Raw genomic sequence first — 13563 nt, 5'->3', positions numbered from 1 at the left:
CGACGAAACGTCCCAGGTGGCAAGGCCCGAAGGGAGACATGCCGGGCGGTGTTCTCAGCGCAAGCTCCCACGCCCCCGCCTCGGCGGATGGCCGAGCGCCCACCCGCGCCCTGCCGCGCGGAGACCCCCTCCGGCGCGTGCAGCCCGGATCTCCGCCCTCCCCTCCCCTCCGCCCCTCGGCATCTCCCCTCAATCCGGCATCGCCCGCGGCGCCGGCGGCGACGCCCTCCGCATCGCCTTCTGGTACTCCAGCGCCTGCTTCGCGTAGTCGTCCTGCTTCATCTTCGCGTACGCCTTGGCGAGCTCCCCGTAGATCTCCGCCGCGTCCCCGGCCCGCGCCCCGGCCAGGAGCGCGCTGTTCAGCTCGTAGATCGCCGACACGTGCCGCCCCGTGCGCGCCAGCGCCCGCGCGTACAGCCGGTGGATCTCCGGGTTCGCCACGTCGACGTAGATCGCGCTCTCGCCGACCTTGCGCGCCTCCTCCCACGCGCCGCGCTCCACGAGCAGCCGCAAGAGCCGCCGCCAGACCCGGCGATCGTGCTGGTCGAGCAGCGAGAGCCGCCGCAGCGCCGCGAGCTCGCCCGCCACGTCCTTCTGCCGGCGCGCGAGGTCGTAGAGCCCCTGCAGCGGCTCCGCTTGCGTGGGATCCAGCCGCGACGCCGCCTCGAGGTTCGCCTTCATCCTCGCCGCGTCCTTCTTCAGCTCGGCCAGATCCGCCAGCTTCATCCGCACGACATAGCCGTCGTGGCCGTCGGCCACCATCTTGCCCAAGAGCCTCGCCGCCTCGTCGAGCTTCTTCTCGCCGAACGCCGCGCGCACCTTGAGGTAGTTCGCGTCGGGCTGCTTCGGGTCCACCCGCAGCGCCTCGGCGAGCACCGCCTCGGACTCCTGGTGCTGCCCGTCCTTGTCCAGCGCGAGCGCGAGCTCGACAAGCCGCCGCGCGTCCTTCGGGGCGCGCGCCGCCGCCTTGCGCGCCTCGTCGAGCGGCGGCGCCTGGAGATCGGGGACGTACTGCTTCTCGTAGCGCTCGAGCCGCGGCTTCAGCCACGCGCGGAAGCGCCGATCCAGCTCCTCCGTGCCGACGCCGAGCGACTCCTTCACGACCTCCGGCGTGCGCTTGCCCGCCGCCCACCGCGGCAACATCGACACGACCTTCGAGAAGCCGAACTCCTCGACCATGAAGACCACGATCTGGCTCGCCGCGAAGTACGCCATCGTCACGTCCGAGATGTCGTCGACGTGCGTGAAGGCCCGGTTGAACCCCGCGACCGCCGGGATCCTCCCGCCCTTCAGCGCGGCGAACAGCGCCGGATCTTCCTCGCGGTGCCACTCCGGCCGCCGCACGATCGTCTCGTACTCGCTGAGCCCCTCGGTGAACCAGCGCGGGACGTGGTTCTTCGAGAGCTGGATCGCGAAGACGTGCCCGAGCTCGTGCCACAGCACGTTGCCCCAGTTGAACTCCGCCGCCGCCGGGCTCAGCGCGGCGAGCGTCTGGCCGAAGCAGACGCCCTGGATGCCCACGTTGGGCAGGCCGCTCGTCCTCACGCTGAAGTTCTCCGTCGACGCGTAGAGCTCGATCGAGACCGGCACCTTCGGCGTGAAGCCGTAACGCTTCACCATCGAGCCCCAGGCCTCCTCGAGCATCCGCGGCACGTACCGCTCGAGGATCGCCCGCTCCTCCTTGTGGTAGCGGACGCGGAACGTCTGCCCCTCGACGGTCACGTACTGGGTGGCGATGTCCTTCTCGTAGAGGTTCAGCGTGTTGAAGACCCGGACGTTGAAGCGATCCTTGTCCCACGCCTTCTGGAGCGCCTGGAGGCCGCTCTTCTCGTCGCCGGCGCGGATCAGGTTCAGCCCCAGCGTGGCGTGCGCCTTCGCGTCGCTCGGATCGACCTGCGTCGCCTCCCCCATCATCTTGACGATGTCGTCGTAGCGGTGCTCCCACTCCGCGAACTCGCCGACGATCTGGAAGAACCGCGAGAACTCCGGGTTCAGGCCGAGCACCTTCGCCTTGAGCGCCTCGAAGCCGGCCGCGTCGTCGGCGAGGAACCGGCCCGCCGCCTTGATCGAGAGCAGCTCCAGATCGCCCGGGTTCACCTGGAGGCCGCGGCCTGCCGCGGCGTCCGCGGCGTCGATGTCCATGTCGCGGAGCGCGAGCCCGGCGCGCACGAAGTAGGCCTCGGCGAGGTTCGGGTTCACCGAGAGCGCCTGCGCGATCTCGCTGTCGGCGCCGCCGAAGTCGAGCGCGCTGTCGAGCTTCACGCGCGCCATCGCGACGTGGACCATCGGGTCCTTCGGGGCGAGCTTGAGCGCCTCCTTCACCACCTGGCCGGCGTGGCCCGGGTCGTACTTGTCGAGGAACAGCTCGGCCCGCCAAAGCAACGTCTCGACCCGCTGCTTGCCGCCGACCTTCTCGGCCGCGTTGAACGCGTCGTTCGCGTCGCGCGCGCTCCGGAGCAGGTGCGCCGCGCGCCCGACCAGCGACAGGCCCTCCGCGTCGTTCGCGGTGATCTTGTCGTCGTTGTAGTCGTCGATGATCGTCATCAGCGGCGCGCGCGCCTCGCCCCGCTTGCCCGACTGGATGAGGAGCTCGCCGAGCACGAGCCGCGCACGGCGGGCCTCGTCCTCCCGCTCGACCTCGCGCGCCGCCGCGATCGCCTCGGCCACCTTCCCGCGGCGCGCGAGCGCCTCGGCCCTGAGCGGCGCGGCCGCGATCTTCGCCTCCCTGCCGAGCGCGGCGGCCGCCTTCGCCGTCTTCGCCGCGTCGTCGTAGCGGCCCGTCGCGAGCTCGATCCGCGCCTTCGTGAGCAGCGCGGCGGCGCGCTCCTTGCCGCCCTGGAGCGCGACGAGGACCTTCTCGGCGCCGGCGTAATCCCCCTGCGCGACGAGCGCCTCGGCGCGCGCGAGCGAAGGGGGCGGCTCCGCGGACGCGGGCGCCTGGGCCGCGCAGGCGGCGGCGACGAGGAGGGCGGCGAGAGAGCGGCGGATCGAGTGGCTTCGCATGAGACCCCGTGCGCAACCGTGCGCCATCGTTCGCAGTCGTACGTAGCCGCACGTGAGCCGTGCGGATCCGTGCGGAAACCATCGAAGGTTCCCGCTGGGAATGCGGCGCCCGGTCGGGCCGGGCAAGCCCATCCTAGCCGAGAGGAGGAAGGCCGAGCATGAGCGAGCGGCCGAGGGCGCGCCAGGATCGGCCGCCGCGCGATCGTGGTATGCGAGGGCCCATGGCGAGCAGGCTTGCAGGGCAGGTCGTCTTGATCACGGGCGCGTCGTCGGGCATCGGCGAGGCGCTCGCCCGGGAGGTCGCCCGGCGCGGCGGCCGCGTCGTCCTCGCGGCGCGGCGGACCGAGCGGCTCGAGGCGCTCGCCGGCGAGGTCCGGGCGTCCGGCGGCGAGGCGATCGCGGCCGCGTGCGACGTCACGCGCGACGGCGACGTGGAGCGCGCCGTCGCGCAGGCGATCGAGGCGTTCGGGCGGCTCGACGTCGCCATCGCGAACGCGGGGTTCGGCGTGATGGGCCGCGTCGAGGACCTCTCGCTCGACGACTTCCGCCGGCAGCTCGAGACGAACGTCTTCGGCGCGCTGCGCACCGTGAAGGCCGCGCTGCCGGAGCTCAAGCGCGCGCGCGGCGGCGTCGCGCTGATGGGCAGCGCGAGCGGCTACCTCGCGTTCCCCACGATGGGCGCGTACACCATGAGCAAGTTCGCGGTGCGCGCGCTCGCCGAGACGCTGCGCGCCGAGCTCCACGCCGACGGCGTCGCGGTCACGCACGTCGCCCCGGGGTTCGTGGACAGCGAGATCCGCCGGATCGACAACGCGGGCAAGCTCGTCGACGGCGCCCGGGAGCCGGTGCCGCGCTGGCTCATCATGCCGACGCCCACGGCGGCGCGGCAGATCATGGACGCCATCGCCGCGCGCCGCGCCGAGGCGATCGTCACCGGCCACGCGAAGCTCGGCGTGTCGCTCGCGCGGTACGCGCCGGGGCTGCTCAACGCGGCCGTCGCGCGGCTCCCGCGCAAGGGCCGGCGCGCAGGCGGCTGAGCCGGCGGCGGCCCGCCTACGGAGCGGCGGGCCCGAGCTCGCGGCGGACGAGCGCCTCGAGGGCGTCGATGAAGCGCGGCCGCGTGTTCACGGCCGGCGCCCGCTCGAGCCGGGCGAGGCCCGCCTCCCGGGCGATGACGTGCGCCTCGACGTCGAGGTCGTAGAGGGTCTCGACGTGATCCGCGACGAAGCCGATCGGCGCGACCAGCGCCTCGCGCGCGCCGCGCGCGGCGAGCGCCTCGAACGTCGACCGGAGATCCGGGCCGAGCCAGGCGTCGCCGGTCATGCCCTGGCTCTGGAACGCGACGAGCACCGGGTTGCCCCGGGGCGCGACGCGGCGCTCCACCTCGGCGGCCATCGCGCGGAACTGGCGCTCGTACGGATCGCCCGCGTCGATGATCCGCTGCGGCAGGCTGTGGGCCGAGAGGATCACCGCCACGCTGGCCCGGCGCTCCTCGGGGAAGCGCGCGAGCGCCTCGTCGATCACCTCGACGAAAGCGTCGATCAGCGCCGGCTCGAGCCCCCACGCGGGCACGCACCGGACCTCCATCCCGCCTTGCTTCGCGGCCGCGTCGCGGACCACGGCGTGGTAGACGTCGACGGACTGCGGCGCGAGCGGCAGCGAGACGACGCGGCGCACGCCGCTCGCGTGGAGCGACGCGAGCACCTCGCCGGGGTACGGATGAAAGAGGCGCCCCGCGATCGCGACCGGGAGGCCGATCCGCGCGGCGAGCGCGTCCGCCTGCGCCTGCGTGATGCGCATGAGCGGCGAGCCGCCGATCCTCTCGAAGCGGCGCCGCACCTCGTCGATCAGCTCCGGCGGGGCGGGCCGGCCGCGGCGGATGTTGGCGAGGAACGCCGGCAGATCGTCGAGCCGCTCGACGGTCCCATGGCAGCTGAGGAGGACGGCGGTGGTCACGGCGCCACTCTACATCGCCTCCGCGCGGGCAGCGCCGGCGTCGGCGGCGCCGCCGGCGCATCGCAGCGGATCACTCCGCGTCCCAGGCGACGACGACGCGGTCGTGGCCGATGAGGCCGTTCCTCTTGCGGGCGAGGTGCTGCGCGACGACCCGGTCGCCCGCGGCGTAGACCCGCACCTCCGTGAACGCCAGCCCGTCGTCGGTCTCGATGCCGTCCAGGATCTCCGCCGCGTCCAGCTGCCGCGCCCAGCCCGAGACCGGATCCCGGAAGAGGTCCTCCTGGAGCCGCTCCAGGATCGCCGGCCTCCCGGTGGTGACGTTGGGATGGGCCGGGGGATGCCGGCCGCTCACCTCCTCGATCACCGCGTCGTCGGCGTAGATCCGGGAGAGCGCCTCGATGTCCTTGCCCCTCAACGCGCGGGTGATCTCCGCGAGCAACCCGCCGCTCACCCGCTGGGCCGAAGGTCGCGTCCGCTCCGAGCCTTCCATACATGCTTGCATGGGACGCGTCGGCGCGGGCGTCGAGCCCAGGAGGGACGTGTCCGCGATGCCGATGTCGAGCGCTGAGCTCGCACGCCGCGACCTCCGTCCCGGCGAGATTGCGACGGGCGGCGAGTTGCAGCGTCCGGACGGACGTGATGAATAGAGAGGGTTATGACGCAGCGCCGCACGGTTGTCCTCGCCGATCTCCACCTGGTGCGCCAGACGCCCGGCGACGTCACCGCCGATCTCGCCCGGTTCGTGGCGGCCCACCCGGGAGCCCGCATCGTGGTCGCGGGCGATCTGTTCGATCTCTCGTCCGAGTCGCCCTGGATGCCCCGGCCGCGCGCGCTGCGCGAGGCGCTCTTCGCGCACCCGACCGCGCGGGCGGCGCTCGCCGAGCACCTCGATCGGGACGGCGAGCTCTGGCTCGCGGGGGGCAACCACGACGCCGAGGTCGGAGCGCCCGACTTCCCGCAGGCGCTGGCCGAGGCGCTCGAGCTGACCGGCGAGGCCCGATCGCGGATCCGGACGACGCCCTGGTTCTTCCGCGAGGGGGCGATCCACATCGAGCACGGGCACCTGTATGACCCGGACAACGCCCCTGCCCACCCGCTCGTGGTCGGCGAGCGCAGCCTCGGCGTCCACTTCGTCGAGGAGTTCATCGCGCCGACCGGCGCGCACCGCTATCTGCAGGCGAACGACCAGACGCCGCTCCGGCTGTTCCTGTCGGCGTTCACCTGGTACGGGCCCCGCGCGCCGTACGTCATCTACCGCTACTTCCACGCGGCGATCGGCGCGATGCTGAAGAGCGGGCCGCTGTACCGCGCGCGGGGCGAAGCGGAGGTGGGGGCCGAGGTCGTCGAGCGCTTCGCGCACGAGCTCGGGGTGCCGCGCGCGATGGCCGACGGGCTCCTCGGGCTCGCGGCCACGCCGACGCTCGAGAGCGCGGCGAGCACCTTCACGCGGCTGTACTTCGATCGCGTGATCGCGACGCTGTCGATGGGCGCGGGGTTCGCGGCGCTCGGCGTTGGCGCGCGGGAGACCGGCGCCGCGGCGCTGAGCCTCGGCGCGCTGCTGATGGGCGCGAGCTGGGCGAGCGGCCACAACCGCTACGCCGGCACGGTCGCGGAGCGGCTGGCCGAGAGCGCCGGCCGCGTGGCGACGACGACCGGCGCGAAGCTGGTCGTCTTCGGCCACACGCACAAGGAAGCGCTCGGCGACGGGTACGCGAACACCGGCAGCTTCTCGTTCCCGCGCACCGCGCCCGGCAGGCCGTACGTGGAGATCGAGGGGCCGCCGGACGCGCCGCGCGCGGTGAGCCGCTTCTGGAGAGCGGTCGCGTGAAGCGCTGACGACCTAGCTGCCGCTCGCGTGCGCGGTGAGCGCGCCCTCGACCAGGTCGAGCGCGATCGGGACGTCCTCCTCCGGGATCGGCGTCCCGCCGAGCATCGCGGCGAGCAGGCGCTCCCGCGGCTCGGGGCGCAGCAAGAGCGGGCCGCCGCCGCACGTGCGGCACACGAGGCCGCCGCGCGCCGGATCGGCGTGGGCCGACTGCGTCGCGTCGCAAGCGCGCCCGCACCGGACGCACTGCGTGAGCTCGAGACCCCAGCCGAAGGCGGCCAAGAGGCGCAGGCCGGTCTCCGCCAGGAGCGCCTGAGGCGGCGCCACGGACGCCTCGTCGAGCCGATCGAGGAGCTGGTTCAGCTCGCGCCACGCCGCCTGCTCGGCGGTGTGCGCGGGCGCGATCTCGCGCACCCACCGCAGCGCCCGCCCCGCGACCTCGAGGCGCCCGAGATCCCCCGCGAGCCGCAGGCGCGGGCGCTCGATCGCGGCCTCGGTGAGCTGGGCCAGCTCGGCGCCGGGGCGGACCTCCAGGGTCACACGCAAGAGGTGCATCGGCTCGAGCGCCGGGAAGCGCTTGGCCGAGCGGCGCGCGCCGCGCGCAGTGGCAGAGAAGAGCCCGGCCTGCTCGGTGAAGAGCCCGACCAGGAGATCGGCTTCACCGAAGGGGACACGCCGGACCAGGAGCGCCTCGGTGCGGAGCCGCTCCGTCCGCGGGCGAACGGATCGGGGCATGGCAGGAGATGGCAGGGAACGGCAGGTTGAACCGCGAGCCGCGGCGAGCGCGCGGCGAAAATTTGGCCCTCAGGCCGAGAGCGAGGTACGAGCCGCCGCGACGGTGCCCTCGGACAGCTCCGGCGGCATGTCGTGGCCGCGGGGCCGGAGCACGATGCTGAGCGCCAGCGTGAACAGGATGAGCAGCAGCACGAACGCGATCGCGACCCCGAACCGCCGGCTCTGGGTGCGGCGCGCGGGCGCCGCGATAGGCAGCGGCGTCACCAGCGCGATCCGGCGGCTCGCCGTGTATCGGGCCAGCACCTCCTCCATCGGGAGCGAGACGGCGCGGGCATACGCCTTCAGGAACCCGCGGACGAACACCTCGCCGGGCAGGTCATCGAAGTGATCTGCCTCGATCCGCTCGATGGAGATCACGGGGATGCGCGTGGCGCGGGCGACCTCCTCCACGCTCATGGCTCGGGCCTCACGCGTGCGTCTCAGGTAGCGTCCGATCGACTCCATCCCATTCCACCCATCGTCATTCGGTCGTCACTCTACTCACCCCGAGAACCGTTGCTCAACCCCTTAACGCTCCCCGAGCTCCTTCTCGGAGCGAGGCGCGCCGAGGACCTATTGCAACGTCTGTAACTGTGCAGCGCAGCGCTGCCCCACCGGCGTCGACGCGTCGATCTCGCGGCACCGCTCGAGATCGGCGCGCGCGTCGTCGACAAGCCCCCTCTTCTCGGCGACGCGGGCGCGCGCGTCGAACGCGTCCTGCAGCCGCCGGCACTCCGGCTGGTCGGTCTCGACCGCCCTGGTGAACGCCTCGCGCGCCAGCTCGAGCTCGCCCCGCTTCTCGTAGGCGAGGCCGAGCCGGTACTGCCCCACGCAGAAGAGGGGCTGCGCCGCGACGGCGCGGCGTAGCGCGTCGATCGCCGCGTCGTTGTCGCCCTTGAGCAGGTACGCCCAGCCCAGGTTGCCCCACGACTTCTCCGGCGAGGCGTAGAGGATGTCCCCGGCGAGCGGCTTGAGCACCGCGATCGCCTCGTCGTAGCGCCGCTGGTGCACGAGGATGACCCCCAGCGCGTTCTTCGCGTCCCGCATCTCGGGGTTCGCCTCGAGGGCGCGCCGGGCCATCTTCTCGGCGCTGTCGAACCGGCAGTCGCTCGAGTGGGCGTCGCCGGCGCAGAAGCCGAGCAGGATCAGCGCGCCCAGATAGGCCGCGTCCGCGTTGTCCTCGTCGAGCGCGAGCGCCTTCTCGACGTGCGCGAGCGCCTCGCGCAGGCGGCCGTGCTGGAACGCATCGCGCGCGAGATCGTACTCGGCGAGCGAGCGCGTCTCGTCCGCCTGCGCCGCGGGCTGCGCGCCGCCGCACGCCGCGAGCGGCGCAACCGGCGCGACCGCGAGCAGCGACCGGAGCGACAGGACGACAGCCGCGCCGCGGATGCACCCCGCGCGCGTCGCTGATGTCATGTGTCGCTGCGATGTCATGTGCGATCTTGATTCCGCTGCTGAGCAACGCCGCAGCGCGGCAGCACGTCAGGGCGAGAGGTGAGCTGCCCTGCGGGGACCCCTGAGTAAACCAGGCCGCTGGTCACGTCAACCCGCGAATCTGCCTTGTAGACGCGGCGCGTCCTCGCGATCGCGATTCCGCTTTCAGCAGATGTCAGGTCAGCCTAGGATGCTGGAGCGGGGGATTCCTGGACCTCACTGTTCGCCGCGGATCTCGTCCTTGAGGCCGAGCAGGCCGAACAACCTCCGCAGCGCCTCGATGTCGGGGATCTCGAGGCGCTCGTCGGCGACGCGCAGGTACTGGCCCTCGCGGAGCTGCTGCACCGCGCGCTTCACGGTGTCGACGTCGAGGCCGACGCGGGTCGACAGCTCCATCGGCGAGATCGCGAACGAGGCGCCGTTCGACGAGGCGCCGCTCGCGGCGCGCGACTGCTGCGCGAGCTTGAGGAGCGCGTTCACCACCTTCGACTGCGTGTCGTTGAGCATCATGATCTCGATCTGGTCCTCCGCGTCGCGGAGCCGACCCACGAGCTGCTTGATGATGCGCAGGGCGACGGCCGGGTTGCGCTCGACGAGGTTCTGCAGCGTGCCCTGATCGAGCGCGAGCGCGACGCCGCGGGACAGCGCGATCGCCGTCGACCAGCGCGCCGCACCGCCGAGGAGCGCGGACTCGCCGAACAGATCGCCGGGCTTCAGGACCATCAGGCTGCGCTCGGCGCCGCGGACCTTCTTGATGAGCCGGATCCTCCCCTCCTCCAGGAGATAAGCCTCGGTCCCGGGCTCGCCCTCGCGGAAGATGACGTCGCCCGCCTCGAAGGGGCGGCCGAACCGGGCGCGGAGCCGCTCGGGATCGGGCGCCGAATCGACCGGCTCCGCGCGGGCGGAGAGCTCGTCGGGCGCGTCGGGCGCCGCGGCGGGGGTGGAGCGAGGACGCGCAGGCGCCGCAGCGGGCAGCGGCGCGGGCTCCGCGTCGCTGGAGCTCGAGGCGTCGCGCTCCGCGTCGGGTGCGACGCCGTCCCCTTCAGACGAGCTGGTCATCGGGGCGGAGTGTATCCCAGCTCGGCTGGCTTCGCGTCCGGCGCGCGCACATAGAGCGGCTCGAGGAGCTCCGGGTCGTGCCCGCGGGCCGCGCTCCCGCGCTCGCCGCCCAGCGCGGCGGCCCGGAGCCGGCCCGCCGCGAGGCGCGCGATCCACGCGGCGTCGGGGAAATCCAGCGCCTCGCCGCGGACGGCGAGGGGCCGGAGCGCCTCGATCTCCTCGGCGACCGCGCCGACGACGACGATCCGGCGGCCCGCGGCGAGCGCGGCCACCGCGTCGAACGCCGCGTCGCGCGGCAGGTGCCGCGGCGGCATCGAAGGCGGCGCGGCGGGCCGGTCGAAGGCGGCGAGGAAGACCTCCCCCTTCTTGGCGTCGATCAGCGGGACGAGCAGATCGCCAGGGGCCGCCGCGCCTCCGGCGAAGGCGGCGGCGGCCATCGCCTCGAGCGACGTGACGCCGGCGATCGGGGCGTCGAGCGCGAGCGCGACGCCCTTGGCCGCCGCGACCGCCACGCGCACCCCGGTGAACGAGCCGGGCCCCACGTCGCAGCCGAGCGCCTCGACCGCCGCGGGCGGCACGCCCGCCGCGGCGAGCACCTCGTCGATGGCGCCGAAGATGCGCTCCGCGTGGCCGTGGAGGTCGGCGTACGCCGTCGCGGCGAGCAGGCGCGCGCCCGCGCCCAGCGCCGCCGCGCGATCGGCGTCGGGGGCGGCGCCGCCCGGAGGCGCGGCCGCCTCGGCGGAACCGTCCAGGTTCGCTGCATCGAAGAGCGCGACGCTGCCGCGCGGGGTCGAGGTCGAGAGGGCGAGGAGCTTCAAGGCGCGCTCGGGAACGTTGCAGACGCGGTGCTGTCTGGCAGAACCACGGGCCACGGGCAACGGGCTTCAGCGAGGTGCTGGGCGCCGCGGCCCCTTCGACCGGGCCCGGGCGCGGAGTGCGAGCGGATGCGCGATCAACGAGCGATGCTGCCGGCGCTCCTCGTCTCGACGCTCGTACACCTCGGCGCGTGGGGGTCCGCGCGGCTGACCCCGGAGGCGCCCGCGAGCGCTCCCGCCGCGCCCACGGCGGAGCGCGAGCCCATCGATCTCTGGACCGGCACCACCGCGGCGCTGCCGGGCAGCGGCGGTGCCACGCCCCCGGCCGACGCGCGCGCCGGACCGGATCGCGCCCCGGCGGCGCCCGCTCCGGCCGACGCCGCCCGGCCCGAGGCGCCCGCGGCGCGCCATGACGAGGCCGGCGGCCCGCCGGCGCCGCCCGCGACGGCGCCGCGCGTCCAGGCGGCGCCTCGGCCCAGGGCGACGCCGCGGCCCAGGGCGGCGCCGCGGCCCGCGGACGGGCGCCGGGCGCCGGCGGCGGACGAGACCGCCGGCGACGCGGCGCGCCCCGCCGCGGCGCGGACGGGCGCCGGCGAGGGCGGAGAGGGCGACTTCGGGGCGGCCGGCCCGAGCGCGGTGCGCAGCCTCGGGCGCGCGTTCACGAGGGCGATCCCGCCGGCGTGCCAGGCGGACCCGATCTGGGCGACGCTGCCGCTGGGGAGCGCCGGGAAGGCGCGCTTCGTGATCGACATCGACGAGGCCGGGCACATCGCGTCGTGGCGTCCGGAGGGGGAAGAGCCGCCCGCGCGGCACCTCGGCAACCTGGCGAAGCGGACGATCGCGCTGCTCGGCCGAGGGACGTTCGCCGTGGCGCGCGGCGCGGTGACGGCCGGGAAACAGACGCTCGAGATCAGCGCCGTGATCCGCGCCGGCGCCGAGGACGGCGAGACGGGCGCGCCGGCCGATCTGGCGTGGCGCTTCGAGGGCGGTCGCGGCAAGGCGTCGTTCGCCCAGCCCGGCGGCCGCCTTGTCGAGGTCGTCGTCCAGGTGGTGCGCACGGAGGCCGCGCGGGGCGCGCCCCCCGGCTGAGCGCGTCGCGCGACCTCGTGCAGGCCATGGCGGCGCGTCGCCCGACTGCGCGCGGGGCGCGCTCTCCAGCGCGGTCCCGGCGCTGCTTGCGGTCTCCCCTCGAAGCCCTACGTCCGGCGCGTGGAACGGCTCCGCGCTGCCGCATGGGCGTGTGTCGGGCTCCTCGGCGCCGCGCCGCTCGCTGCCTGCGACGACCGGGCGGCCGCGCTCTCCCGCCCGGCGGCGCCCCGCGAGGCGGCCGGCGCGCCGTGCTCGATCCCGCGCGAGGAGCTGCCGCCGGCGGCCGGCGGCGCGTGGCCCCTGCCGGCGCTGCCCCTGCCCACGCTGATCGAGCAGGTGCGGCCCGTGGTGGTGACCGTCGCCACCCTGCGCGCGACCTCGCTGCCGGACGGGCGCGCGACCCCGACATCCCCCTTCGGCCGCAGCGCGCCGCGGGTGGAGCGGGCGATCGGCTCGGGGTTCGTGATCGCCGCGGAGGGGCTCGTGCTGACGAGCGAGCACGTGGTCGGCGACGCGTTCGCCGTCGAGGTGCAGCTCTCGGACGAGCGGGCCTTCGAGGCGACCGTGGTCGGGCGCGACCCCGCGCTCGACGTGGCGCTGCTGAAGCTGCGGGGGGCGGGGTCGCTGCGCGCCGCGTCCCTCGGATCGAGCGCTCCGATCCGGCCAGGGGACGACGTCCTCGTGATCGGCAACCCGTTCGGGCTCGGGCCGACGGTGACCCGCGGCATCATCAGCGCGACGTCGAGGCCGATGGGCGCGGGGAGCCTCGACGGGTACCTCCAGACCGACGCCGCCATCAACCCGGGCAACAGCGGCGGGCCGCTCTTCAACGCGGCGGGACAGGTGATCGGCATCGCGACGGCGATCCACGAGGGCGGCCGCGGCATCAGCTTCGCCCTGCCGATCGACGAGGTGCTGGAGATCCTCCCCGAGCTGCGGGAGACCGGCCGCGTGGACCGCGGGCGCCTCGGGATCAGCTTCCAGGAGGTGACGTCGCAGCTCGCGCGCGCGCTCCGGCTCCCCGGCCGGATGGGCGCGCTGATCACCGAGGTCGAGCCGGAGAGCCCCGGGTCGCGCCTGGGCTTCAGGCCCGGCGACGTGATCACGTCGGTCGAGGGGCGCCGCGTCGATCACGCGCGCGAGCTCGCGCGCGAGCTCCGGCGATCCAAGCCCGGGGACGAGGTGAAGATCACCTACAAGCGCGGCGGCGCGGACCGGCGCGCCACGGTGAAGCTCGAGCGATCGGCCCTGCGCGATCCGCCGCCGGGTCGGCGCGCGCCGGACGGCCGCGCCCCCAGGGACGCCGAGGAGCCGCCGTTCGGCGTGCTGGCGAGCGACGCGCTCGAGGGCGCGCTCGTCGAGTCGATCTCGCCGCAGAGCCCGGCGGCCGGCCACCTCGAGGTGGGCGACGTGGTCCTCGACCTGAACGGCGCGCCGGTGCGCGGCGGCGCCGATCTGACGGCGCGCCTGCTCGCGGCCGGGCGCCAGGATCTGCTGCTCCGGGTGCGACGCAACGGCGCGACCCGGTACCTCGCCGTCCCGGCGCGCTGAGCGGGCGCCGCGCCGGCGAGCTCGGTCACGCGCGCGGGAGGGCAGAGCAGGCTGGCG

12 protein-coding genes are annotated in these 13563 nt (G+C 74.6%); 4 read left to right on the top strand and 8 right to left on the bottom strand.

Annotated elements, in window-relative coordinates:
- Positions 1 to 189 precede the first annotated feature (189 nt).
- A complete protein-coding gene (locus WMF26_RS10610) occupies positions 190 to 3003 on the bottom strand; it encodes a tetratricopeptide repeat protein (protein ID WP_438000220.1) in 2814 nt (937 codons plus the stop codon).
- A gap of 221 nt (positions 3004 to 3224) precedes the next feature.
- On the opposite strand from WMF26_RS10610, the gene WMF26_RS10605 reads away from it, so the two are divergent.
- Positions 3225 to 4040, top strand: coding sequence for an SDR family oxidoreductase (locus WMF26_RS10605; protein WP_438000219.1), 816 nt, complete (start codon positions 3225 to 3227; stop codon positions 4038 to 4040).
- Positions 4041 to 4056: 16 nt separating this feature from the next.
- Here the strand turns inward: WMF26_RS10605 and hemH are convergent, their stop codons facing one another.
- Both hemH and WMF26_RS10595 read right to left on the bottom strand, forming a co-directional pair.
- Positions 4057 to 4959, bottom strand: coding sequence for a ferrochelatase (gene hemH, locus WMF26_RS10600; RefSeq protein ID WP_438000218.1), 903 nt, complete (start codon positions 4957 to 4959; stop codon positions 4057 to 4059).
- 70 nt (positions 4960 to 5029) lie between these two features.
- Positions 5030 to 5449: a hypothetical protein gene (locus WMF26_RS10595; RefSeq protein WP_437945981.1), complete on the bottom strand. Its 420-nt coding sequence runs from the start codon at positions 5447 to 5449 to the stop codon at positions 5030 to 5032.
- A gap of 165 nt (positions 5450 to 5614) precedes the next feature.
- Between WMF26_RS10595 and WMF26_RS10590 the strand changes: the two genes are divergently transcribed.
- Positions 5615 to 6787, top strand: coding sequence for a hypothetical protein (locus WMF26_RS10590; RefSeq protein ID WP_438000217.1), 1173 nt, complete (start codon positions 5615 to 5617; stop codon positions 6785 to 6787).
- A gap of 12 nt (positions 6788 to 6799) precedes the next feature.
- Here WMF26_RS10590 and recO read toward each other — a convergent pair whose 3' ends face one another.
- The 5 genes from recO to tsaB all read right to left on the bottom strand — a co-directional run bounded on the left by recO (position 6800) and on the right by tsaB (position 10869).
- A complete protein-coding gene (recO, locus tag WMF26_RS10585; protein ID WP_438000216.1) occupies positions 6800 to 7519 on the bottom strand; it encodes a DNA repair protein RecO in 720 nt (239 codons plus the stop codon).
- 69 nt (positions 7520 to 7588) lie between these two features.
- Positions 7589 to 8023, bottom strand: coding sequence for a helix-turn-helix domain-containing protein (locus WMF26_RS10580; RefSeq protein ID WP_061622925.1), 435 nt, complete (start codon positions 8021 to 8023; stop codon positions 7589 to 7591).
- Between the two features lie 108 nt (positions 8024 to 8131).
- Positions 8132 to 8974: a tetratricopeptide repeat protein gene (locus tag WMF26_RS10575; RefSeq protein ID WP_438000215.1), complete on the bottom strand. Its 843-nt coding sequence runs from the start codon at positions 8972 to 8974 to the stop codon at positions 8132 to 8134.
- Positions 8975 to 9208: 234 nt separating this feature from the next.
- The gene (locus tag WMF26_RS10570; RefSeq protein ID WP_437945976.1) at positions 9209 to 10051 is read right to left on the bottom strand and encodes a Crp/Fnr family transcriptional regulator; all 843 of its coding nucleotides are present in this window, start codon (positions 10049 to 10051) and stop codon (positions 9209 to 9211) included.
- Complete coding sequence (gene tsaB / locus WMF26_RS10565) at positions 10048 to 10869, bottom strand: tRNA (adenosine(37)-N6)-threonylcarbamoyltransferase complex dimerization subunit type 1 TsaB (RefSeq protein ID WP_438000214.1); 822 nt, start codon at positions 10867 to 10869, stop codon at positions 10048 to 10050. The genes WMF26_RS10570 and tsaB overlap by 4 nt, the downstream gene beginning before the upstream one ends.
- A 126-nt stretch (positions 10870 to 10995) precedes the next feature.
- Here tsaB and WMF26_RS10560 point away from each other — a divergent pair, with 126 nt between their 5' ends.
- Positions 10996 to 11955, top strand: a complete 960-nt coding sequence (locus WMF26_RS10560; RefSeq protein ID WP_438000213.1) for a hypothetical protein — start codon at positions 10996 to 10998, stop codon at positions 11953 to 11955.
- Between the two features lie 120 nt (positions 11956 to 12075).
- Positions 12076 to 13506, top strand: a complete 1431-nt coding sequence (locus tag WMF26_RS10555) for a trypsin-like peptidase domain-containing protein (protein ID WP_438000212.1) — start codon at positions 12076 to 12078, stop codon at positions 13504 to 13506.
- Positions 13507 to 13563: the final 57 nt, after the last annotated feature.

Origin of the sequence: Sorangium sp. So ce185 (assembly GCF_051526825.1) — a bacterium.
Lineage (GTDB): Bacteria > Myxococcota_A > Polyangia > Polyangiales > Polyangiaceae > Sorangium > Sorangium cellulosum_D.
The sequence above is the reverse complement of the archived record's forward strand: the minus strand, read 5'-3'. Positions and strand labels throughout refer to the sequence as shown.

Excerpts from the sequence above, each read along its gene's own strand:
- WMF26_RS10610 (WP_438000220.1), bottom strand. The coding sequence starts at position 3,003 with ATGCGAAGCCACTCGATCCGCCGCTCTCTCGCCGCCCTCCTCGTCGCC.
- WMF26_RS10605 (WP_438000219.1), top strand. The coding sequence starts at position 3,225 with ATGGCGAGCAGGCTTGCAGGGCAGGTCGTCTTGATCACGGGCGCGTCG.
- WMF26_RS10595 (WP_437945981.1), bottom strand. The coding sequence starts at position 5,449 with ATGGAAGGCTCGGAGCGGACGCGACCTTCGGCCCAGCGGGTGAGCGGC.
- WMF26_RS10590 (WP_438000217.1), top strand. The coding sequence starts at position 5,615 with ATGACGCAGCGCCGCACGGTTGTCCTCGCCGATCTCCACCTGGTGCGC.
- recO (WP_438000216.1), bottom strand. The coding sequence starts at position 7,519 with ATGCCCCGATCCGTTCGCCCGCGGACGGAGCGGCTCCGCACCGAGGCG.
- WMF26_RS10580 (WP_061622925.1), bottom strand. The coding sequence starts at position 8,023 with ATGGAGTCGATCGGACGCTACCTGAGACGCACGCGTGAGGCCCGAGCC.
- WMF26_RS10575 (WP_438000215.1), bottom strand. The coding sequence starts at position 8,974 with ATGACATCAGCGACGCGCGCGGGGTGCATCCGCGGCGCGGCTGTCGTC.
- WMF26_RS10570 (WP_437945976.1), bottom strand. The coding sequence starts at position 10,051 with ATGACCAGCTCGTCTGAAGGGGACGGCGTCGCACCCGACGCGGAGCGC.
- WMF26_RS10560 (WP_438000213.1), top strand. The coding sequence starts at position 10,996 with ATGCGCGATCAACGAGCGATGCTGCCGGCGCTCCTCGTCTCGACGCTC.